The organism is Telluria mixta, assembly GCF_029223865.1.
Lineage (GTDB): Bacteria > Pseudomonadota > Gammaproteobacteria > Burkholderiales > Burkholderiaceae_D > Telluria > Telluria mixta.
Genome location: NZ_CP119520.1, coordinates 4,001,766 through 4,023,018, shown reverse-complemented (window position 1 = coordinate 4,023,018; position 21,253 = coordinate 4,001,766). Strand labels below are relative to the sequence as shown.

The 21,253-nt window shown below is 66.6% G+C and carries 25 protein-coding genes; 7 read left to right on the top strand and 18 right to left on the bottom strand.

What is annotated here, in order from left to right:
* Positions 1-2: 2 nt before the first annotated feature.
* The 8 genes from fdx to P0M04_RS17840 all read right to left on the bottom strand — a co-directional run bounded on the left by fdx (position 3) and on the right by P0M04_RS17840 (position 6,490).
* Positions 3-341, bottom strand: coding sequence for an ISC system 2Fe-2S type ferredoxin (gene fdx / locus P0M04_RS17875; RefSeq protein WP_259447739.1), 339 nt, complete (start codon positions 339-341; stop codon positions 3-5).
* Positions 342-510: 169 nt separating this feature from the next.
* Complete coding sequence (gene hscA / locus P0M04_RS17870) at positions 511-2,400, bottom strand: Fe-S protein assembly chaperone HscA (RefSeq protein ID WP_259447740.1); 1,890 nt, start codon at positions 2,398-2,400, stop codon at positions 511-513.
* A gap of 108 nt (positions 2,401-2,508) precedes the next feature.
* Positions 2,509-3,024 (bottom strand): Fe-S protein assembly co-chaperone HscB, encoded by a 516-nt coding sequence (gene hscB / locus P0M04_RS17865; protein ID WP_259447741.1) that lies wholly within the window; start codon positions 3,022-3,024, stop codon positions 2,509-2,511.
* Positions 3,025-3,040: 16 nt separating this feature from the next.
* Entirely contained in the window at positions 3,041-3,364 is a 324-nt protein-coding gene (iscA, locus tag P0M04_RS17860; RefSeq protein ID WP_105375433.1) for an iron-sulfur cluster assembly protein IscA, read from the bottom strand.
* A 27-nt stretch (positions 3,365-3,391) separates the two neighbouring features.
* Positions 3,392-3,784 (bottom strand): Fe-S cluster assembly scaffold IscU, encoded by a 393-nt coding sequence (iscU, locus tag P0M04_RS17855; RefSeq protein WP_025511909.1) that lies wholly within the window; start codon positions 3,782-3,784, stop codon positions 3,392-3,394.
* Positions 3,785-3,815: 31 nt separating this feature from the next.
* Positions 3,816-5,072 (bottom strand): IscS subfamily cysteine desulfurase, encoded by a 1,257-nt coding sequence (locus P0M04_RS17850; protein WP_259447742.1) that lies wholly within the window; start codon positions 5,070-5,072, stop codon positions 3,816-3,818.
* On the bottom strand, positions 5,072-5,569 hold the full coding sequence (gene iscR, locus P0M04_RS17845; protein ID WP_025511911.1) for a Fe-S cluster assembly transcriptional regulator IscR: 498 nt from the start codon (positions 5,567-5,569) through the stop codon (positions 5,072-5,074). The genes P0M04_RS17850 and iscR overlap by 1 nt, the downstream gene beginning before the upstream one ends.
* A gap of 159 nt (positions 5,570-5,728) precedes the next feature.
* The gene (locus tag P0M04_RS17840; RefSeq protein ID WP_259447743.1) at positions 5,729-6,490 is read right to left on the bottom strand and encodes a uracil-DNA glycosylase family protein; all 762 of its coding nucleotides are present in this window, start codon (positions 6,488-6,490) and stop codon (positions 5,729-5,731) included.
* 152 nt (positions 6,491-6,642) lie between these two features.
* Here P0M04_RS17840 and P0M04_RS17835 point away from each other — a divergent pair, with 152 nt between their 5' ends.
* The gene (locus P0M04_RS17835) at positions 6,643-7,101 is read left to right on the top strand and encodes a CBS domain-containing protein (RefSeq protein WP_259447744.1); all 459 of its coding nucleotides are present in this window, start codon (positions 6,643-6,645) and stop codon (positions 7,099-7,101) included.
* Between the two features lie 31 nt (positions 7,102-7,132).
* Here the strand turns inward: P0M04_RS17835 and maiA are convergent, their stop codons facing one another.
* Complete coding sequence (maiA, locus tag P0M04_RS17830) at positions 7,133-7,777, bottom strand: maleylacetoacetate isomerase (protein ID WP_259447745.1); 645 nt, start codon at positions 7,775-7,777, stop codon at positions 7,133-7,135.
* Entirely contained in the window at positions 7,774-8,799 is a 1,026-nt protein-coding gene (locus P0M04_RS17825; RefSeq protein ID WP_259447746.1) for a fumarylacetoacetate hydrolase family protein, read from the bottom strand. The genes maiA and P0M04_RS17825 overlap by 4 nt, the downstream gene beginning before the upstream one ends.
* A 95-nt stretch (positions 8,800-8,894) precedes the next feature.
* On the opposite strand from P0M04_RS17825, the gene P0M04_RS17820 reads away from it, so the two are divergent.
* From P0M04_RS17820 to P0M04_RS17810, 3 genes are all read left to right on the top strand, one after another.
* Positions 8,895-9,875: a LysR family transcriptional regulator gene (locus tag P0M04_RS17820; protein ID WP_259447747.1), complete on the top strand. Its 981-nt coding sequence runs from the start codon at positions 8,895-8,897 to the stop codon at positions 9,873-9,875.
* A 56-nt stretch (positions 9,876-9,931) separates the two neighbouring features.
* Positions 9,932-10,504, top strand: a complete 573-nt coding sequence (locus tag P0M04_RS17815; protein WP_259447748.1) for a gamma-glutamylcyclotransferase — start codon at positions 9,932-9,934, stop codon at positions 10,502-10,504.
* 81 nt (positions 10,505-10,585) lie between these two features.
* Positions 10,586-11,125 (top strand): ankyrin repeat domain-containing protein, encoded by a 540-nt coding sequence (locus tag P0M04_RS17810; protein ID WP_259447749.1) that lies wholly within the window; start codon positions 10,586-10,588, stop codon positions 11,123-11,125.
* Between the two features lie 8 nt (positions 11,126-11,133).
* On the opposite strand, the gene P0M04_RS17805 is transcribed toward P0M04_RS17810, so the two are convergent.
* Complete coding sequence (locus P0M04_RS17805; protein ID WP_259447750.1) at positions 11,134-11,703, bottom strand: RNA 2'-phosphotransferase; 570 nt, start codon at positions 11,701-11,703, stop codon at positions 11,134-11,136.
* 65 nt (positions 11,704-11,768) lie between these two features.
* Here P0M04_RS17805 and P0M04_RS17800 point away from each other — a divergent pair, with 65 nt between their 5' ends.
* Positions 11,769-12,962, top strand: coding sequence for an acyltransferase family protein (locus tag P0M04_RS17800; protein WP_281042041.1), 1,194 nt, complete (start codon positions 11,769-11,771; stop codon positions 12,960-12,962).
* Positions 12,963-12,965: 3 nt separating this feature from the next.
* Here P0M04_RS17800 and P0M04_RS17795 read toward each other — a convergent pair whose 3' ends face one another.
* Positions 12,966-13,649: a PadR family transcriptional regulator gene (locus P0M04_RS17795; RefSeq protein ID WP_259447752.1), complete on the bottom strand. Its 684-nt coding sequence runs from the start codon at positions 13,647-13,649 to the stop codon at positions 12,966-12,968.
* Between the two features lie 116 nt (positions 13,650-13,765).
* Between P0M04_RS17795 and P0M04_RS17790 the strand changes: the two genes are divergently transcribed.
* Positions 13,766-15,100, top strand: coding sequence for a deoxyguanosinetriphosphate triphosphohydrolase (locus P0M04_RS17790; protein ID WP_259447753.1), 1,335 nt, complete (start codon positions 13,766-13,768; stop codon positions 15,098-15,100).
* Here P0M04_RS17790 and P0M04_RS17785 read toward each other — a convergent pair.
* Positions 15,097-15,651: an AAA family ATPase gene (locus P0M04_RS17785; protein ID WP_259447754.1), complete on the bottom strand. Its 555-nt coding sequence runs from the start codon at positions 15,649-15,651 to the stop codon at positions 15,097-15,099. The genes P0M04_RS17790 and P0M04_RS17785 overlap by 4 nt on opposite strands.
* A gap of 85 nt (positions 15,652-15,736) precedes the next feature.
* On the opposite strand from P0M04_RS17785, the gene P0M04_RS17780 reads away from it, so the two are divergent.
* A complete protein-coding gene (locus P0M04_RS17780; RefSeq protein ID WP_259447755.1) occupies positions 15,737-16,276 on the top strand; it encodes a GNAT family N-acetyltransferase in 540 nt (179 codons plus the stop codon).
* Here the strand turns inward: P0M04_RS17780 and P0M04_RS17775 are convergent.
* The 5 genes from P0M04_RS17775 to P0M04_RS17755 form a co-directional block, all read right to left on the bottom strand.
* Positions 16,273-17,424: a PA0069 family radical SAM protein gene (locus P0M04_RS17775; RefSeq protein ID WP_307727049.1), complete on the bottom strand. Its 1,152-nt coding sequence runs from the start codon at positions 17,422-17,424 to the stop codon at positions 16,273-16,275. The two genes, P0M04_RS17780 and P0M04_RS17775, sit on opposite strands and share 4 nt — an antisense overlap.
* Positions 17,425-17,523: 99 nt before the next feature.
* On the bottom strand, positions 17,524-18,096 hold the full coding sequence (locus P0M04_RS17770) for a tRNA-uridine aminocarboxypropyltransferase (protein ID WP_281042039.1): 573 nt from the start codon (positions 18,094-18,096) through the stop codon (positions 17,524-17,526).
* 66 nt (positions 18,097-18,162) lie between these two features.
* On the bottom strand, positions 18,163-18,777 hold the full coding sequence (locus P0M04_RS17765; RefSeq protein WP_259447757.1) for an NADPH-dependent FMN reductase: 615 nt from the start codon (positions 18,775-18,777) through the stop codon (positions 18,163-18,165).
* Between the two features lie 19 nt (positions 18,778-18,796).
* Positions 18,797-20,167 (bottom strand): efflux transporter outer membrane subunit, encoded by a 1,371-nt coding sequence (locus P0M04_RS17760; RefSeq protein ID WP_259447758.1) that lies wholly within the window; start codon positions 20,165-20,167, stop codon positions 18,797-18,799.
* Positions 20,164-21,243 carry an HlyD family secretion protein gene (locus tag P0M04_RS17755; protein WP_259447759.1) on the bottom strand — a complete coding sequence of 360 codons (1,080 nt, stop codon included), beginning with the start codon at positions 21,241-21,243 and terminating at the stop codon, positions 20,164-20,166. Before P0M04_RS17755 ends, P0M04_RS17760 begins: the two co-directional genes overlap by 4 nt.
* Positions 21,244-21,253: the final 10 nt, after the last annotated feature.

Genomic DNA, 21,253 nt, shown 5'->3' with positions numbered 1-21,253 from the left:
GATCAGTGGTTCTCGGCTGCGTGGTTGATCGTGTACTTCGGGATCTCGACGACGAGGTCTTCATCCGCGATGATGGCCTGGCAGGACAGGCGCGAGTTCGGCTCCAGGCCCCAGGCCTTGTCGAGCATGTCCTCTTCCTTTTCCTCCTGCTCGTTCAGCGAGTCGAAGCCTTCGCGCACGACCACGTGGCACGTCGTGCACGCGCACACGCGGTCGCAGGCGTGTTCGATCTCGATGTCGTTCTCGATCAGCGTGTCGCAGATCGACTTGCCGCTCTGGCCTTCGAGCACGGCGCCTTCGGGGCAGAAGACGGGATGGGGGAGGATGACGATTTGTGGCACTTCTTGACCTCTTCGATTTTGTTTGCTTATCACCCGTCATCCCCGCGGAGGCGGGGATCCAAGCTGAGTCGCCGAAGTCGGTACAGCGCTCACGCCGCACACGTTACGACTTCTGATGCTCAACTTGGGTTCCCGCCTTCGCGGGAACGACGGTGCTGCGGCTTCGGGCTTAAACTTGATCCAGCGCTTTTCCTGCCAATACCTTGCGCACGCTCTTGTCCATGCGCCGCGCCGCGAATTCCTCGGTGCCGCGCGCCAGCGCCTGCACCGCGTCGTGCAGCACGTTCTGGCGCGAGTCGGCGTCGATGGCGGTGTCGTTGGAGCGCGCCGTCGCATCGCGCACGCCCTGCATCAGCTGCGCGATGGCGCCCTGCTCTTCGTCGCTCAGCAGCTCGGCGTCCGTGTCGAGCGCGGACTGCGTGGCCAGCAGGATGCGCTCGGCCTCGACCTGTTCCTCGCGCAGCGCGCGCGCGACCATGTCGACCTGCGCCGAGTTGTATGAGTCCTGCAGCATGCGCGCGACTTCGTCGTCGCCGAGGCCGTACGACGGTTTCACGGTGATCGACGCTTCCACGCCGGAGCGCGTCTCGCGCGCCGACACCGACAGCAGCCCGTCCGCGTCGACCTGGTACGTGACGCGGATGCGCGCCGCGCCGGCCGCCATCGGCGGGATGCCGCGCAGCTCGAAGCGCGCCAGCGAACGGCAGTCGGACACCAGCTCGCGCTCGCCCTGCACCACGTGCACGGCCAACGCGGTCTGGCCATCCTTGAACGTCGTGAACTCCTGCGCACGGGCGCACGGGATCGTCGAGTTGCGCGGGATGATCTTCTCGACCAGGCCGCCCATCGTCTCGATGCCGAGCGACAGCGGGATCACGTCCAGCAGCAGCCAGTCGTCGCCCGCGGCGCGGTTACCGGCCAGGAGATTCGCCTGGATCGCGGCGCCCAGCGCGACGACCTTGTCCGGGTCGATGTTCGCGTGCGGGATCGTCTTGAAGAAGTCGCCGACGGCGCGGCGGATGTGCGGCATGCGCGTGGCGCCGCCGACGAGCACGACGCCGTCCACGTCTTCGACGCTCACGTTCGCATCGCGCATCGCCTTGCGCACTGCGTTCATCGTCTTCGCGACGAGCGGCTGCGTGATCTCGGCGAACGTCTTCGCGGTGATCGTCACCTGCACGACTTCGCCGGATTTCAGGATCGCCTCGACGGTCGTCTCTTCGTTCGTCGACAGCAGTTCCTTGGCCTGGCGCGCCTTGACCATCAGGGTCGCGGTGTCCATTTCGGACAGCGGTGCGAGACCGGCCTGCTGGGTGATGTAGCAGAACAGGCGCTGGTCGAAGTCGTCGCCGCCGAGCGCGGAATCGCCGCCCGTGGCCAGCACTTCGAACACGCCCTTCGACAGTTTCAAGATCGAGATGTCGAACGTACCGCCGCCCAGGTCGTACACGGCGAACACGCCTTCCTTGCCGTGGTCGAGGCCATACGCGATGGCGGCGGCCGTCGGCTCGGACAGCAGGCGCAGCACGTTCAGGCCGGCCAGCTGGGCCGCGTCCTTCGTCGCCTGGCGCTGCGCGTCGTCGAAGTACGCGGGCACCGTGATGACGGCGCCGACCAGTTCGTCGCCTAGCGCGTCTTCCGCGGTCTGGCGCAGCGTGGCCAGGATCTGCGCGGAGACTTCCACCGGCGACTTCACGCCGGCCACGGTCTTCACCTGCACCATACCCGGAGCATCGACGAAGTCATACGGCAGGTTCTCGACGTGCGCGATGTCCTTCAGGCCGCGGCCCATGAAGCGCTTGACGGAGACGATGGTGTTCTTCGGATCGGTGGTGCGGGCCGCCATGGCCTTGTAGCCGATGTTGGCGTGGCCGTTCGGCAGGTAGCGCACGATCGATGGCAGCAGCGAGCGGCCGTCCTCGTCGGTCAGCACTTCCGGGATCGAGTGGCGCACGGTCGCGACGAGGGAATTGGTGGTGCCCAGGTCGATGCCCACCGCCAGCCGGTGCTGGTGCGGCGCGGTCGACATGCCGGGTTCGGAGATCTGCAGTAGTGCCATGGTCGTGTTACCTGGTTTTATTATTGGATACAGTAGTATGGGGTGTGGTGATTGATGCCTCGGCATCACTCACCACACCCCATGCCCCGCATTCACGGCGCAGTTATGTCAAGTCTCAAGCGCCTCGAACGCGTAATGCAATTCGTCGCCGAATTTATCGAGGAACATCAGCGCCCGCACGCCCTGCGCCGCCTGCGGGTAGTCCCCGGCGTCGAGCAGCTTGCCGACCTGTGCCAGGCGCTGCTTGCGCTCGCCGCGGATGCGCGCATCCAGCTCGTCGAGGGCGCCGGCGTCCTTCGCGTCGCGCGCGTCGGACAGCGCTTCGCGCAGTTCCATCTGCTCCATCAGGAAGTCCATCGGCATCGCGGTGTTCGACTCGGTCTGCAGGTCGACGCCATTCAGCTCGCACAGGTAGCGTGCGCGCAGCATCGGGCTGCGCAGCGTTTGATAGGCCTCGTTGGCGCGCGTGGCCCATTGCATCGCGACGCGCTTTTCGGCGTCGCTCGCGTTCACGAAGCGGTCCGGATGGACGCGGCCCTGGACTTCGCGGTAAGCGGAATCCAGCGCGTCCATGTCGACGTCGAACCTGGCCGGCAGCTGGAACAGCTCGAAGTGGTTTTGCACGTTCCGGCGCTCCCGGTCAGACGCGGAAGCTTTCGCCGCAACCGCAATTGTCCTTGACGTTCGGGTTGTTGAAGCGGAAGCCTTCGTTCAGGCCTTCGCGGGCGAAATCGAGCTCGGTGCCGTCGATGTACGCCAGGCTCTTCGGATCGACGAAGACCTTCACGCCATGCGATTCGAAGACCGCATCTTCGGCGCTGGCTTCGTCGACGTATTCCAGCTTGTAGGCCAGGCCGGAGCAGCCGGTCGTGCGCACGCCGAAACGCAGGCCCACGCCCTTGCCCCGGCGTTCGAGGTAACGGTTGATGTGCTTTGCGGCTTTTTCGGTCAGGGTCACAGCCATTTCACTCTCCAGCTTGGGGTTACGACGTTACGCTTTTTCGGTCGCGTGCTTGGTCTTGTAGTCGGCGACGGCCGCCTTGATGGCGTCTTCGGCCAGGATCGAGCAGTGGATCTTCACCGGCGGCAGCGCCAGTTCTTCGGCGATCTGCGTGTTCTTGATGGACAGCGCTTCGTCCAGCGACTTGCCCTTGACCCATTCGGTCACGAGCGAGCTCGAAGCGATCGCCGAGCCGCAGCCGTACGTCTTGAATTTCGCGTCTTCGATCACGCCGGCTTCGTTCACCTTGATCTGCAGTTTCATCACGTCGCCGCAGGCCGGTGCGCCGACCATGCCGGTGCCGACGTCGTCGGAATTCTTGTCGAACGAGCCGACGTTGCGCGGGTTTTCGTAGTGGTCCAGGACCTTGTCGGAATATGCCATGGTAGTGCTCCTTCGTGTTCTGTTCGGTGAATTAGTGGGCTGCCCACTGGATCGAGTTCAGGTCAATGCCATCCTTGTGCATTTCCCACAGCGGCGACAGTTCGCGCAGCTTGCCGACTTTTTCCTTCAGCAGCTTGATGGCGAAGTCGATGTCTTCCTCGGTCGTGAAGCGGCCGATGGTGAAGCGGATCGAGCTGTGCGCCAGCTCGTCGCTGCGGCCCAGGGCGCGCAGCACGTACGACGGTTCCAGCGACGCCGAGGTGCAGGCCGAACCCGACGACACGGCGATGTCCTTGACGGCCATGATCAGCGATTCGCCTTCGACGAAGTTGAACGACACGTTCAGGTTGTGCGGGACGCGGTGTTCCATGTCGCCGTTGATGTAGACCTCTTCGATCTCCAGCAGGCCCTTGGCCAGGCGGTCGCGCAGCGCCTTGATGCGCGCGAGCTCGGTGTCCATCTCTTCCTTGGCGATGCGGAAGGCTTCGCCCATGCCGACGATCTGGTGCGGTGCCAGCGTGCCCGAACGCAGGCCGCGCTCGTGGCCGCCGCCGTGCATCTGCGCTTCCAGGCGCACGCGCGGCTTGCGGCGCACGTACAGGGCGCCGATGCCCTTCGGACCATAGGTCTTGTGCGCGCTGAAGCTCATCAGGTCGACCTTCAGCTCTTCCAGGTTGATCTCGACCTTGCCGGTGGCCTGCGCCGCGTCGCTGTGGAAGATGATGCCCTTCTTGCGGCACAGCTCGCCGATTTCCTTGATCGGCTGGACCACGCCGATCTCGTTATTCACGAGCATGACGGAGACGAGGATCGTGTCCGGACGCATCGCGGCTTCCAGCTGCTCCAGCGTGATCAGGCCGTTGTCCTGCGGCTCCAGGTAGGTCGCCTCGAAGCCCTGGCGTTCCAGTTCGCGCACGGTGTCCAGCACGGCCTTGTGCTCGGTCTTGACCGTGATGATGTGCTTGCCCTTCGACTTGTAGAACTGCGCCGCGCCCTTGATCGCAAGGTTGTTCGACTCGGTCGCGCCCGACGTCCAGATGATCTCGCGCGGATCGGCGCCGACGAGCGCCGCGACCTGCGCGCGCGCCTCTTCGACAGCCGCCTCGGCGCTCCAGCCGTACGCGTGGCTGCGCGACGCCGGGTTACCGAACTGCTCGCGCAGGTACGGAATCATCTTGTCCGCCACGCGCGGATCGATCGGCGTCGTGGCCGAATAATCCATGTAGATCGGGAAATGCGGCGCAGTCACGAAGCTCTGCTCGATTTTTTTGTCCAAAGGCGCGTTCATCAGTTCACTCCAATATGCTTAGCTTCAGTATTTTCCGACGGCGCGTGGCGGTGCATCACCACGACGTTCTGTTCTTTCTGCTTCTGCTGGTCGACGAGGTCCTGCAAGGTCACCGAGTCGAGGAAATCGACCATCTTGGCATTCAGCGTGGCCCACAGTTCGTGGGTCATGCAGCGGGTGCCGCTGGCGGCATCGGCGCCATGACAGTTTTCCTTGCCGCCGCACTGGGTCGCATCGATGGGCTCGTCAACGGCGATGATGATGTCGGCGACGGTCACCTTGTCGGCGCTGCGCGCGAGGCTGTAGCCGCCGCCCGGGCCGCGCACCGACTCGACGATCTCGTGCCGGCGCAGCTTGCCGAACAATTGCTCCAGGTACGACAGCGAAATGGCCTGGCGCTGGCTGATGCCCGACAGCGTGACCGGACCATTGCCCTGGCGCAGGGCGAGGTCGATCATCGCGGTAACAGCAAAACGGCCTTTGGTGGTCAGACGCATCAGAACCCCGGTTGGTTTTCCAGACAGTGTTAAAATCTTGCTTCTCTTCAACCGGTCACACTTTCATCTGTCCTCAGGGACATCCAGAAAAGCCTGATTAGTTGATCGATTTAGTCAAGTATAGCGTATTTCGCCAGCCTTTGCTTGGCCCCCTCTTTTTTAGCCGCGGTGCAGCAAATGCATCGGCCCGAACAGTTTTTGCATGCCTTCGTGGCGGATGAACGACAGGTTGTACGGGTGCTCGGCATGGATCTGCGGGAAACCGGCCGTCTCCGGCACCTTGTTCAACTGCTCCGCGATCTTGCCCCACAACACCAGCGTCGGCTTGTCGGCGCGCTCCGCCAGCGCGGCGAACACGGCGCGCTGGAACGGTACCCATGCGCGCGCTTCCTGGACCGGAGGCACATGCTTGCGGAACACGAGGGCCGCATTCAATAACAGGAATCCGTGGCCGAGCAGGTTGTCCTGCAGCTCGGCCAGGGTCTGGATCGAGCCATCCGTGCGGGCCGCTTTCGCGACGGGTGCCAGTGCCGCGCCGCCCGTGTCGTCCTCGCTCAGCCGGCCCTCGGCCACCAGCAGCATCTTCATGAAGTTGCGCAGCGACGTCGCGCGGTTGACGGGTTTCGACAGGCCCGTGTCCGACCACAACGGTCCGACGGCGCCATCCATGAAGCACACTCCGGTCGCGCTTTCCTCGCGCGGATACGGGCCCTCCCCCACGAGCACATACCGCACTGCAGCGAACGGCAGCGCGAACGCGGCGAACAGGCGGCCGTCCGTGGGCAGGTAATGGTCGTCAGCCAGCGCCGGCAGATAGTCGGGCGTCGCGCGCATCATCGCGTCGAGACCGGTGATCAGATGGGGACGCCACGAGGCGTCGGCGCGCTGCAGGGCTTCGAGGATGGGCGCGGGGATAGGCATGGTGTCGTTGCGAGTCAAAGAGGCGCAGATTGTAGCCGAGCCGGCTTTGCACAAGGCCTTTATTCACGGACTGTTCCGCAGTTCAACGTAGCGTCCGATCTTCGCGAAAGCGTGCATCATGCATGCCGTGTGAACATCAGGAGGAGGTTCAAATGCAGACCATTCAGGATGTGATGACCCGCGACGTGCAAAGCATTTCGCCGCAGGAAACCGTGCAGCGCGCCGCGCAGATGATGGATGAGTTGAACGTGGGCTCGATCCCCGTGCTCGATGGCCAGAAGCTGGTCGGCATGATCACCGACCGCGACATCACGGTCCGCTCGACGGCGGCCGGCCAGGCACCGAGCCAGACCCGCGTGGGCGACGTGATGAGCACCGACGTGCGCACCTGCGCGCCGAACCAGACGGTGGACGAAGTGCTGGGCCAGATGGGTGACGTGCAGATCCGCCGCGTGCCCGTCGTCGACGAACAGTCGCACGAGGTGATCGGCATCGTCTCGCTGGGCGACATGGCGGCCAAGCACTCGGCCGGCATCGACCATACGCTGGAAGAGATCTCGACGCCGGCCGAGCCGGATCGCTCGACCGTCGGGTCGCAGACGCGGCACTGAGCAGCGCCGCGTCGTCGATCAGCCGGATGCTTTACTCAGCGTCCGGCTGGTTGGCGGGATGCGCCGCCACGAACGCAGGCAGCTCGACGCATGCCGCGTTGATGCGCGCGATGTTCGGATAGACCGAGATGTCGATGCCGTGGCGCTGCGCATTGAACACCTGCGGCACGAGGAAGCAGTCGGCGATCGTCGGCAGGTAGCCGTGGCACAGCGGGCCCGCGCTCGGGTCGCGCGCCAGGTGCTTCTCCAGCACATCGAGGCCGCCCACGATCCAGTGGCGGTACCACTGCGTCTTGATCTCTTCCGACAGGCCGAGATCCTTGACGAGGTAGCGCAGCACGCGCAGATTGTTCACAGGATGGATGTCGCAGGCAATAATCTGGGCGAGCTCGCGCACGCGCGCGCGGCCGGACGCATCCTTCGGCAGCAGCGGCACTTGCGGGTATTCATCCTCGAGGTATTCGAGGATGGCCATCGACTGCGTCAGCGTGATGTAGTCGTCCTGGAAGGTGGGGACGAGACCGCTGGGATTCATCTTGACGTAGTTCTCTTGCAGCTGCTCGCCGCCGCCACGCAAAAGGTGCACCGGAACCGCGTCGTACTTCAGCCCTTTCAGGTTGAGCGCGATACGCACCCGGTATGCGGCCGAACTGCGGAAATAGGTATAGAGCTTCATTCCTTCCTCCCGTGATAGTGTGCTACCTCCTGGTCGATGGCACCGAACACGCTGGCGCCGTCGGCATCGAGCATCTCGATACGAACAGTATCGCCGAAGCGCAGGAAAGGCGTGCCTGGCGCGCCCTGTTCGATCGTCTCGTACATACGCAGCTCCGCCAGGCAGCAATAGCCCACGCCGCCGTTGGCGATGCTCGATCCATGCAGGCCGCCCTGCTTGTTCGACACCGTGCCCGATCCGATGATGGAACCGGCTTCCAGTTCGCGCGTCTTCGCGGCGTGCGCGACCAGTTGCGCGAAGCTGAACGTCATGTCGTCGCCCGCGTTGGGACGGCCGAACGGCTGGTCGTTCAACGTCACCAGCAGCGGGAGGTGCAGCTTGCTGTCGCGCCAGGCATCTCCGAGCTCGTCCGGTGTCACGGCCACCGGAGAGAACGCGCTGGCCGGCTTGGACTGGAAGAAGCCGAAGCCCTTTTCCAGCTCCCTGGGAATCAGGTTGCGCAGGGAGACGTCGTTGACCAGCATGACGAGGCGGATGGCCTGGCCCGCCTGCTCCACGGTGGCGCCCATCGGCACGTCACCCGTCACGACCGCCACTTCCGCTTCCAGGTCGACGCCCCACTCCTCGGACAGCACGGCGATCGGATCGCACGGGCCGACGAAGGAATCCGAACCGCCCTGGTACATCAGCGGATCCGTGTAGAACGACGGTGGCACCTGGGCGCCGCGGGCCTTGCGCACGAGTTCCACGTGGTTGATGTAGGCGGAGCCGTCGGCCCACTGGTAGGCGCGCGGCAGCGGCGACGCGCATTCTTCCTCGATGAAGGATTCCGCCCCCGTGGCCGTGCCGGCGTTCAGCTGGTCATAGACCTGGCGCAGCTTCGGCGCGACATGGTCCCAGTCGTCCAGCGCCTGCTGCAGGGTGCGGGCGATCTTCGGGACGGCCTGGCAGGTGACCAGGTCGCGGCTGACGACGACGAGCGTACCGTCGCGGCCGCCCGACTTCAGGGTAGCGAGTTTCATGGCGTTTCCTTCGACAATGTAGTGTTTCCGCCATTAAAAAGTAAAACGGACTATCATACAAACAATATTTTCCGCTCTATTTATCGGACTTTCTGATGAATCCTACCCTGCGCCAGATGCGCGCCTTCGTTGCGCTGGCAAAGACCGGTAACTTTACGCTTGCCGCGCAGTACATGCACGTGACGCAGTCGGCCTTGTCCGGTTTGATCAAAGAGCTGGAACAGACGCTCGGCGTCCGCGTCGTCGACCGCAGTACGCGGCGTATCGCATTGACCGAAACGGGGAACGAGCTGTATCCCCTATTCAGCCAGATGATCGACGACCTCGACCGTGCGCTTGCGAACATTGCGGACCAGGCGCAACTCAGGAAGGGCATCGTGCGCGTGGCCGTGCCCCAGTTGATGGCGTGTACCCTGCTGCCGCAGGTGATCGCCGCGTGGCGCACGCGCTACCCGGACATCGGCATCAGCCTGTCCGATTCGCCGGTCGAGGCCGTGACGACGCGCGTGCTGTCCGGCGAGACGGACTTCGGCATCGGCCCCGAACGCGACAGCGCCCCGCAACTGGAAGCGCGCGAGCTGATGGAGATGCCGTTCGAAGCGGTGCTGCCGCCCGATCATGCGCTGGCGAAGCGCCGCCGGCTCGGCTGGAGCGACCTGGCCGCGCATCCGCTGATCACCTTGCGCGGCCAGTTCACGGAGCGGCTGCTGGCGGACATGGGCCGTGGCAGCAGCAGCGGCAACGGCGGCGCCGTCGACACCCAAGCCGGCAACGCGGACGCGCTGCGCGAGCTGACGCTGCGGCCGGCCCACGAGGTCACGTACATGACCACCGCGCTGGCCATGGTCGCGTCCGGCCTGGGCGTGACGGTCTGCATGCCGTATGCCGCGCCGCTCGTGCGCCTGCACGGCCTGCGCATGCTGCCGCTCGACGCACCCGTCCTGACGCGCCGCTTCTTCGTCTACACGCGCGAGCAACGGTCGCTGTCGCCGGCCGCGGCCGCCTTCATCGCGTTCCTGTTCGACTGGGTCGGCGCGGCCGACAATCCCGCGGGCGCATTGCGGCCACGCGTCTGACGCCGCCGGACGGCCGCGCTAGAATGCAGCTTCCTCCACGCAACCTCCTTTCATCGATGTCCCATAACACCATCGCGATGAACCAGCGCATGGACAGGTTCGACAACCACGCCAGCGTCTGGCTGTTCGGCTACGGCTCCCTCATCTTCAAGGCCGACTTCCCGTACCTCGAGCGGCGTCCCGCCAGCATCACGGGGTGGACACGGCGCTTCTGGCAGGGCTCGCACGACCACCGCGGCACCGAGACGGCGCCCGGCCGGGTCGTGACGCTGGTGCCGGACGCGGGCGCGACCTGCCACGGCATGGCCTACCTCGTCACGCCCGAAGAATTCGCGCACCTCGACTACCGCGAAAAAAACGGCTACCTGCGCCTCGCGACCGACATCCGCTTCGAAGACGGCGGCACGGCCGAGGGCCTCGTCTACATTGCCACGCACGAGAACGCGGCCTACCTCGGCCCGGCGAGTGAGCGCGACATTGCGCTGCAGATCGCCACCGCGCGCGGCCCGAGCGGACCGAACAGCGAATACCTGCTGGAACTGGCCAGGGCCCTGCGCGCACTCGGCAAGCCCGACCCGCACGTGTTTGAGATCGAGCGGCACCTGGAAGAGTTCCAGCGCCGCGTTTGATATTCCGCGCATCCGGCGCTGCCGTGCGCGCGGCGGCTTTATGATCTAATCCTGTCGAGCTTTCACGAACAGGAGATCACGATGCAGCAACCACCGCCTCGACCGCCGTCGGCCAGCGAACTGGACGAAGACACGCTGGCGTTCGTACGCAAGGTCTTCCACTTCGCGCGCACCGGTGAGGCCGGCGAACTCGCGACGCTGCTGGGCCAGGGCCTGCCGCCCAACCTGCGCAACGAACGCGGCGACAGCCTCCTGATGCTGGCCTGCTACCACGGCCATGCGGACGCGGCCCGCGTGCTGCTGGAACATGGTGCCGATCCGGAAATCATGAACGACGCCGGCCAGACCCCGCTGGCAGGCGCCGCCTTCAAGGGAGACCTGACGATCGCGACCCTGCTGCTGGACCACGGGGCGACGGTCGACAACGCGGGCCCGAACGGCAAGACGGCGCTGATGTTCGCCGCCATGTTCAACCGCGCGGACATCGTGCGCCTGTTGCTGGCGCGCGGCGCCGACCCGTTCCGCCTGGACGCGGACGGCAACGCCATCGTCGACGCGGCCCGCAGGATGGGCGCGGCCGACACGGCCGAACTGCTGGCCGCGGCGACCGACGAGCGCTGAGCGGCTCGTCAATCGCCGTCGCGGACGCTCCCGTCCAGCACGCGCAGGTAGCGCGGCGCCACGGGACCGGTCAGCCAGACACCGTTGTCCGAGCGGTAGAACACGGCGCCGTCCGCGCGCATGCGCGCCGTATCGACGTGCAGGATGACGGGAAAGCCGTGGCGGGCGCCGACACGGCGTGCCGTGTCGACGTCGCCCGACAGGTGCACGTGCTGGCGGTTGCCGGCGCGTAGGCCGGACGCGAGGATGGATTTCATGAAGCGGCTCGCCGTGCCGTGGTATAGCACGTCGGGCGGTTGCGCCGGCTGCAGGTCCAGGTCGACCTGGATCGAATGGCCCTGGCTGGCGCGGATGCGGGACCGGGCGGCGTCGAATGCGAAACGCTGCTTGTCGTTGTCTGCGACCACGCGGTCCAGCAGCGCGCGGTCGACCGGCTTGCCGTGTTCGGCCAGGCGCTGCAGCAGCACGTCGACGTCGGCCCAGCCGTTGGCATCGAGTTGCAGGCCGATGCTGTCCGGGCGGTGGCGCAGGACGTAGCTCAACAGTTTGCTGGTATCGACGATGGCATCGCGGGACATGATGTGAAGCATACGACATGCCCGGCGCGGCCGCCAACGCATCGGCGACGACGCGGTGATGATTGTTGAGTCTTGACGCCTGGCGCTCAGGTACACTTGCGCGCCATGCCCCCTCACCCGTCCTGACTCCGCTGCCGTCGCCCCGCGCGCCCGGCCTCGACCTGCTGCGCGCCCTCGCGATCGTCGTCGTCATGTTGTACCACCTGTCCAGCCACGGCATCGACGTGGCCGGCCCCGGACGGCATGGCTGGATGGGCGTCGACCTGTTCTTCGTGCTCAGCGGCTACCTGATCGGGTGGCCCGTGCTGCGCGACCTGGCGGCCGGCCGCAAGCCTGACTGGACGGGCTTCGTCGTGGGCCGGGCGTGGCGCATCCTGCCGGCCTACCTGGCGGTGCTGGCGCTCTATCTCGCGCTGCCGGCCTGGCGCGAAGCCGACGCGATGCCGCCCGTCTGGCAATTCCTTACGTTTTCGATGAACGTCCTGCCCGAGCACCTCACGCAACGGGCCTATTCCCATGCATGGTCGCTGTGCGTCGAGGAACATTTCTACCTGCTGTTTCCATTGGTTGCATGGCTACTGGCGCGCTCCGGACGGATGCCGGGTGTGCTCGCGACAAGCGCCGGTGCGGCCCTGCTGTTCGGTGCGGGCATGCTGCTGCGCGACTGGGAATGGCGGCATGCGATCGCACCGCATCTTGCGTCCGGCGGCGACGCCGCGCGCGCGGTTGCGGGCTACGTCGGCAGGATCTACAGCCCGACGTGGACCCGGCTCGACGGGTTGCTGGCCGGGGTCCTGCTCGCCGCCCTGCGCGCGTTCCGTCCGGCGTGGTGGACGCGCGTGCTGACACACGGGTGGGTGTTGCTCGGCGCGGGTCTGGCGCTGCTCATGGCAGCCACGCAGCTCGATCCGCTGGGCCGTGGCGGCGCGGTATTTCTCTATCCGCTCGCGGCCCTCGGCTGTGCCTGCCTGCTGCTCGGTGCGCTGAGCCCGTGCACGCCGCTCGGGCGTCGGGCGTTGCCGGGCGCGCGGACACTCGCCCTGCTCGCATTCAGCCTGTACCTGACGCACCGCCAGGTGTATGCGTGGCTCGACGACGTGGCGGGCGACCTGACGGCGAACGCACCGCTCGCCGCGTTCGTCCTGTACAACGGGGCGTCGCTGGCCGTGGCGGCGCTGCTGTACGTGGCGGTCGAGCGTCCGGGCTTGCGAATGCGTCCAGGCATGACCCGTCGGCTGCGCGGCGCACTCGCCCGCTGAGCGTCAGCGGCTCTCGCCGCCCTGCTCGATCTCGGCCGCCGCCCGTGCCAGGATCGCGGCGATGCGCTGCTGTTCCTCCGCGGACGCACCGGCCCGCGACGCCAGTGCGCGCTTGAGCGCGTGGCGCGCGTCGTGCAGCTCGGCGCTGAACGGACCGCGTCCGCCCGGGCCCTCTTCCCCTTCGGCGAGCGCGCTGCGCATCAACGCCATCTTGCGTGCGGCCTCCTGCAGCCGGGCGAGCAGCATGTCGACGTGTTCGCGATTCGCGTCCAGGTGGGCGCGGCCCTCGTCCGACAGCGCATAACGCTTGCGCGTGCCTTCGAGCTGGATGGTCACCCAGCCCAGGTCTTCCATGGCGGCGAGTGCCGGATACATCATGCCGGGACTCGGCACGTAAAAGCCCCCCGAGCGGGTTTCCAGTGCCCGGATGAGCTCGTAGCCATGGCTGGGCTGTTCGGCGATGAGGGCCAGCAGCAGCAATTGCAGGTCGTCCGACGACAGCTTGCGTCCGCGCGGCAGGCCGCCGTCGTCGGAAAAGCCGAAGCCGCCAGGTCGGCCGCCCCGACCATGATGGCCGCCGGGGCCGCCGTGCCGGTGGGGCGGCGCGAACCCGGCGTGCTCGTGGTCGTGCTCATGGCCGTGATGATGGTGATGATGGTGGTGGTGATGTGGATGGTGGTGCGGCATGATCGCCTCCTTATATCGTAAGATACATCGTAAGATATACAATGAAGTTGACGATGTCAACCATTTATTCGCGCGACGGCGCTACACTGCATCACCGAACAATTTCTGGAGAAAAGATGCCGATGGAATGGGACCGCTTGGTGTCGACAATGCGCCTGGGTCGCGAAGATGACCGGGGCGACGGCGGCAGCCGTACGGAATACATGCGCGACTGGGACCGGCTCGTGTATTCGAGCGCGTTCCGGCGCCTGCAGGACAAGACGCAGGTGTTCCCGCTGTCGGACAGCGATTACGTGCGCACGCGTCTCACGCACAGCATCGAGGTGTCGTCGGTGGGCCGCTCGCTGGGCATGCTGTGCGGAGAATTCATCAAGGAGCGCGAACCCGCGTTGTCGATGGCGCCGCAGGACTTCGGCAGCATCGTTGCGGCCGCCTGCCTCGCCCACGACATCGGCAACCCGCCGTTCGGCCACTCGGGCGAGGCCGCGATCCAGTCCTGGTTCGCCGAGCATGCGCAGCGCTGGCTCGCGGACGTGACGGAACGCGAGCGTCAGGATTTCCTGCGCTTCGAGGGTAATGCCCAGGGCTTCCGCCTCGTCACGCGCCTGCAGAACGCGGTCGACCACGGCGGCTTCCAGCTCACGTATGCCGTGCTCGCGGCATTCATGAAATACCCGCGCGCATCCGACCTGCCGTCGGCCAAAGACAGGATCAGCGAGAAGAAATTCGGCTACTTCGCGGACGACGCGGCGACGGCCGAGCGGGTCGCGACCCAGGTCGGCCTCATGCGCAAGGGACCGGGGGCCTGGACGCGCCACCCGCTCGCCTTCGTGATGGAGGCGGCGGACGACATCTGCTACGGCATCGTCGACCTGGAAGATGGCCACCGGCTGGGACGCGTGTCCTTCGACGAGGCGCGGCAACTGCTGTGGCCCCTCGCCTTTCCGGGCGGCGTGGCCGAGAGCCAGTCTTACCGGCAACTGGCCGACGACACGGGCCGCGTGGAATACCTGCGTGCCCGCGCCATCGGCCATCTCATCGGCGCCGCGCTGGACGTGTTCCGTGCGTCTTACGACACGATCATGGAAGGCCGTTTCGAGCAAGACCTCGCCGGTGCATCGCGCTTCGCCCCAGAACTGAAGGCGATCGCGACGCTGTCGCGCGAGCGCATCTATGCGACGCCGTCCGTGCTGCAGATCGAAGCGGCCGGCTTCGAGATCCTCGGCGGCCTGCTGGGCAAGATCGTGCCGGCACTCGTCAAGCGGGAAGCGGACCGGTCGGCGGCCGACCGCAAGATCGCGCAAATCATCCCGCAGCAGTTCAGCCGCGGCACGACGCCGTACGCGCGCCTGCTCGGGGCGACCGACTACATTTCCGGGATGACGGACAGCTTCGCGCTGAAGCTGTTCCGGCGCCTGCACGGCATGGAGTTGCCGGGCACGATAGTCTAGGCTGCGTCGAGTACGCGGCGCACCTGGCGCGCCCGTTCTTCCACGCTGCCGTGCACGACGGTGTATGGGATGCGGCGCGCGTCGAGGTCTTTCAGCACGAGTTGCTGGATGCGTCCGCGCCACGCCTCGTTCTCGCGCACGTCCTGCTCCTCGTACGGGATGTCGTCCGCGCAGACGAACGTATGCGCATAGCGCGCGCGGCACTCGTCGGCGCAGCGCAGCAGCTCGGCCGGCGGCGGGTCGCCGACCTGGTGGAACTCGATACCCAGCAACAGTGTCGTCAGCGCATTCGTGTCGACGAACAGCCAGCGCCGCGCCCGCGCCATCGCTGCATCCTCGGCGGCGCGGTGTCTGACGGCGATCTCGACGTAATCATCCGGCCCCAGCCTGCCTTGCTTTTCTTCCCAGATAAAGCGGCCGATCTCCGGCACCGCGACCGTGTCGTAGGCACGCGCCAAGTACTCGGACAACGTCGACTTGCCCGTCGATTCCGCGCCCACAAACACGACCCGCTGCACGACGCGCTGCACCGTACTGCCCTGCTCCACCATAGTCCGCCTGCCGATCCGCCGATATAAAGAGCGCAATCGTAGCCGAGAGCATGCATCCCCACAACTGACGAGTTATCATGCCTACATGACACAGCCCCTGCACGCCGACGGCTTCCTGCTGCGCCCTCTCGTCCCCGACGACGCGACGGCGATGGCGGCCGCCGTGCGCGAGTCGATGGCGAGTCTCGGCCCATGGATGCCCTGGGCCCATCCCACTTACGACGATGCCGATGCCCTGGCGTGGATCGCGCTCTGCGATGCTGCCCGTGCCGACGGAAGCGCACACGAGTTCGGCATTTTCCAACCGGACGGCCGGCACTACGTCGGCGCGGCCGGCCTGAACCAGTTCAACCGCCTGCACGGCTTCTGCAACCTCGGCTACTGGGTACGCACCTCGGCCCGGGGCCAGGGCGCGGCACTGGCCGCCATCCGGGCGCTGTCGCGTTTTGCGTTCGAGCGCCTGGGCCAGTCGCGGGTCGAAATCGTCGTCGCGGACGGCAACCTCCCCAGCCTCGGCGTCGCCCGCAAGGCCGGGGCCGTCCATGAATGCCTCGCGCGCAACCGCCTCAACCTGCACGGACGCCCTGTCGCGGCGCACGTGCTGTCGCTGGTTCCAGCGCTTTAAAACAGATCCATCTGCGCCGCCGCCGCGCTGGCCGGCTTGACGATCGTCTTCGGCACCACGAGCGGCCGGCGGAATTGCGAACCGTCCAGCTTGTGGAAGCGTCCCATATAGCCGTCCAGGCCGAGGCGCTTGATGGCCTTCGTGAAACGCTGGCGGATCAGGTCTGCCCAGATGCCCTCGCCCGTCATGCGCTTGCTGAAGTCGCTATCGTAGTCCTTGCCGCCACGCATGTCGCGGATGCGGTTCATCACGCGCTGGGCGCGGTCCGGGAAGTGGGCGTGCAGCCATTGCTGGAACAGCGGGTTCACTTCCCACGGCATGCGCAGCACCGTGTAGTGGGCGCCGACGGCGCCGGCGTCCTTCGCCGCTTCCAGGATGCGCTCGATTTCCGGTTCCGTGATGAACGGGATGATCGGCGCAACGCTCACGCTGACGGGAATGCCGGCTTCCGTCAGGGTGCGGATCGCGCGCAGGCGGCGGGCGGGCGCGGCCGCGCGCGGTTCGAGCGTGCGCGAGATTTCGCCGTCCAGCGTCGTCAGGGTGATGGCGGCGCAGGCCAGGCCCTTCTCGGCCATCGGCGCGATGAGGTCGATGTCGCGCTCGATCAGCGACGACTTCGTGATCAGGCCGTACGGGTGGTTGCACTCGCCCAGCACTTCCAGCACGTCGCGCGTGAGGCGGCGCTCGCGTTCGCACGGTTGATACGCGTCGGTGTTGACGCCGATGGCGATGTTTTCCGGAACGTAGCCCGGGCGCGCCAGTTCGCGCCGCAGCAGGTCGGCCGCGTTCACCTTGGCGTACAGGCGGCTTTCGAAATCCAGGCCCGGCGACAGGCCCAGATAGGCGTGCGTGGGCCGCGCGAAGCAGTAGATGCAGCCGTGCTCGCAGCCCCGGTACGGGTTCAGCGAGACGCTGAACGGGATGTCCGGCGACGTGTTGCGGCTGAGGATCGATTTGGCGATCTCGTCCGTGACGGTCGTCTTCAGGGGCGCCGGTGCCTCGTCTTTCAATCCTGGCACGGTCCAGCCGTCGTCGAACCGTTCGCGGCCGTTTACTTCATAGCGGCCTTGAAGATTGGTGACGGCGCCACGACCTTTGATCGGCCCGTTGATGGGCACGACCTCGGCGGACTTTTGCGGGAACGGCAACACCACCTGGCTGACCGCCCGACTTGCGTTTGCTTTGTTGACCCGATTCACACGGCGCTCCTTAAGTACTGTATGTTTATACAGTATAGTACGCCGATGTCAGGATGGGTTCAAGCACAAAAAATAAGCAGCTTGTTGTTGCACAAAACCGTCAAACGCCTGCAGTAGAGGCCGGTATGCGTCGACGTCGCTTTCCATTTGGCCAAGTGCCAGCGCGGCCGCTTCCAGCGTCGACAGCTGATGCGGCGCGTGCGCCTTGCGAATCCGATAAGCCGACACAGGCACGTCGTGCAGCGCCAGGCGTGGCAGACGCTGCAGTTCGGGATTTACGTGGAGCATCTTGAGGCTCTTGCGCCAGGTGGCGTCGAGCACGACGAGCCGCAGTCGCTCCGGCGGCGGCACCGGTTCGAGCACGGGCACCGAATCGGGCGTCTCCGGATACAGCAATACCGGCACCCGCCCATCCGCATGCAGCAGCGCGTGCAAATCAGGGAAAGTCTCGCCCACTTCGAGGCGGCTGCCACTTAAACAAAGATGCAGCAGCCGCGCACTGTTCTTGGCATTGCGCACCTCGAGCGGATGTTGCAGGATCAACAGGTCGACGCGGCTGGACAGCGGCCGCACCCAGTGGCAGATGCAGGCGCTTTGCGCGCGCAGGCAGGCGGCGCACATGGCGCGCCTTGTAGAAGAAGATGAAGCGGTCATGGGCGGCGATTTTAACCCCGCCGCCCCGGACGATCACTGGCTGCCCATGCGCTGCCCCGTATGCGGCGCGTCGGCGGAAGTGATGGGCGCATCCGGCCGCAGCGTCCGGAGCGCCCGACTCCACGCCACCACCTGGTCCAGCATCGCATCCACGGACTGCTCGTGATGCTCGGCCGGATTGAAGGTCGTGTAATTCTCGAAGTCGGTGCGCAGCGACAGCATCACCTGCGCGCGCACGTCGGCCACCATCAGCTCGCCCATCACGAGGCGCAGGCTCTCGATGGCGCGCGAGCCGCCCGCGCTGCCGTAGCCGACGAAGCCCGCCGCCTTGTTATTCCATTCCTTGTACAGGAAATCGATGGCGTTCTTCAGCGCGCCCGACGTGCCGTGGTTGTATTCCGGCGTCACGAACACGAAGCCGTCGAAACCGGCGATGGCCGCGGCCCAGGCCTGCGTGTGCGGCTGCGTGTACTGGCCCAGCGACGGCGGCACGGGTTCGTCCAGCAGCGGCAGGTTGAAATCCTGGATGTCGACCAGTTCGAACACGGCGTCCGCGCGCATGCCCGCGATGTCCAGCACCCAGCGCGCCACGTCCAGCGCCTTGCGGCCCGGCCGGGTGCTCCCGACGATGATTCCGATCTTGATCATGTTCCCTCCTCCATGGATGTTATTGGTTCCAGCCGCCGCCCAGCGCGCGGTACAGGTCGACGTGGGCCTGCAGCCAGGCGGCGCGCAGCTGCAGCGCGGCGTTCTCCGCGGCGAAGGCGTTGCGCTGGGCATCCAGCTCTTCCAGGTACGACGAATAGCCGTTGCGGTAGCGGTTGTGGGCGATGCGCAGGACTTCGCTCGTGGCCACGCGGCGCGCCTCGACCTCGTCCAGCTGTTCGCGCAGGCGCTGTACGGCCGTCAGGGCATTCTCCGTATCGGCGAACGCGTTGCGCACGGCGGCTTCGTACGCGAACACGGCGCGGTCGCGCAGCGACGCGCTGATCTCGGCCTGGGCACGCAGCCTGCCCGCGTCGAACAGCGGCGCCAGCACGCTGCCGCCCACGCTCCACAGCTTTGTCGGGGATGACAGCAATGTCGGCAGATCGTTCGCATACGCGCCCAGCGACGCCGTCAGGCGCAGCGACGGCAGCATCTGGTCGCGCGCCGCCGCGAGGCTCGCGTCGGCCGCGGCGAGCGCGCGTTCGGCCGAGGCGATGTCGGGCCGCCGGCGCAGCAGTTCGGACGGCAACCCCGGCTGGATCGCGGGCGCGTTCAGGCGGACGAGCTCGGCGCCCCGCCCGACGGGGCCGGGATTGGCGCCGGCGAGGATGTCGAGGGCGTTCTCCTGCTGCGCGATCGCCCGTTCCAGTTGCGGCACGACGGCGGCAGTCGCGCGATATTCCGCCTCGGCCTGCGACAATTCCAGGCGCGAGCTGTAGCCGACCTCGAACTGGCGCCGCGCCAGGTCCAGCGAGCGCTGGCGCGACGCGAGCGTGGCGCGCGCGAGCTCCAGCTGGGCATCGAGGCCGCGCAGGTTCAAATAGCCGGACGCCGTGTTCGCCGCCACCGACAGCGCCGTCGCGTCCGCCGCGGCCTGCTGCGCGGCGTAGTCGAGCCGCGACGCTTCCGTCAGGCTGGCCGTGCGGCCGAACGGATCGAGCTCGTAGGCGGCCTGGAACGCGCCCTGGAGGGACGTCGTGTCGATCGGCGTGCCGAACGGCCCGATCACGCGCGCGCGCGTAGGCGTGAACCCGACCGACAAGGTCGGCTCCCCGGCCGCGCGCGCCACCTGGACGCGCGCCCGGTATTCCTGCAGCCGCGCCTGCGCCGTGCGCACCTCGTTGTTGCGTTCCAAGGCCTGCGCGACCAGGCGGTCCAGCGCGGGATCGGCGAACGCATGCCACCAGTCGCGCTCGACGGGCGCGCCCGGCCCCACCTGGCTTCTCCACGCGGGCGGCACGGCGAGCGTCGGCTGCGGCGGCGGCTGCACGGGGATGCGGCAGCCGGCCAGCAGCGCGGCGCACCCGCACAGTAATAACCGGCGCTTCATCGGGCCTGCCCTTTCGCTTTCGTGTCGATGCTGGCCACGACGGACATCCCCGGCCGCAGCCGCGCCGCCAGTTCCTGGTTCGGATCGATGCTGATGCGGACCGGGATCCGCTGGGCGATCTTGACGAAGTTGCCTGTCGCGTTGTCCGGCACGATCACGGAAAATTCGGATCCGGTGGCCGGCGCGATCTGCTCGACGTGGCCGCGCAGCTTCGCGTGGTTCAGCGCGTCGACGGTGAACGAAACGGGCTGGCCGACGCGCACGTCGGCCATCTGCGTCTCCTTCATGTTGGCGACGACCCACATTGTCTGCGGCACGAGCGCCGTCAGTTGCGCGCCCGCGTTGACGAACGCGCCGAGGCGCACGCTGACCTGCCCCAGCTGGCCGTCGCGCGGCGCGACGATTCTCGTGTTGGACAGGTCGATCTCCGCCAGCCGCACGGCCGCCTCCGCGTTCGCGACGGCCGCTTCCAGCGATGCGCGGTTGACGTCCACGGTGCGCAGGTTCTGGCGCGAGATTTCCAGTGCCGCCCGCGCCTGCTCGGCCGCGGCGACGGTCTGGGCACGGGTGGCGCGGGCGGCGTCCCGTTCGCGCGCGGACAGGGAGCCGTCGGCCGCCAGTTCTTCCACACGTCTCAGGTCGGCATTCGCACGCTGCGCCTGGGCGGCCGCGTTGGCGACGGCGGCCTGGTTCTGCGCGATCGTGGCGCTGGCCGTGCCGCGGCTCTGCGCGAAGTTCGCGAGGGCCGCGCGCGTCGTCGCCAGTTGCGCCTTCGCCTGGTCGAGTCTCTGCTGGTAGATGCGGTCGTCGATGCGCATCAGGAGCTGGCCCTGATGGACCATCTGGTAATCCTGCACGTCGACTTCGACGACGTAGCCGGACAGCTGCGGGCTGATGATCGTCACCTGCCCGCGCACGAGGGCATTCTCGGTCGACTGCATGGCGCTGTGGAACGGCGGCAGGTTCCAGGCGTACAGCACGATCAGGACGCCGATCAGCGCGATGAGGGCGAACAGCAGGCCGCTCACGATGACGTGGCGATTCGATTTTTGTTGTGTCGTTGTGGATTCCGGCATGGTGAAGGCT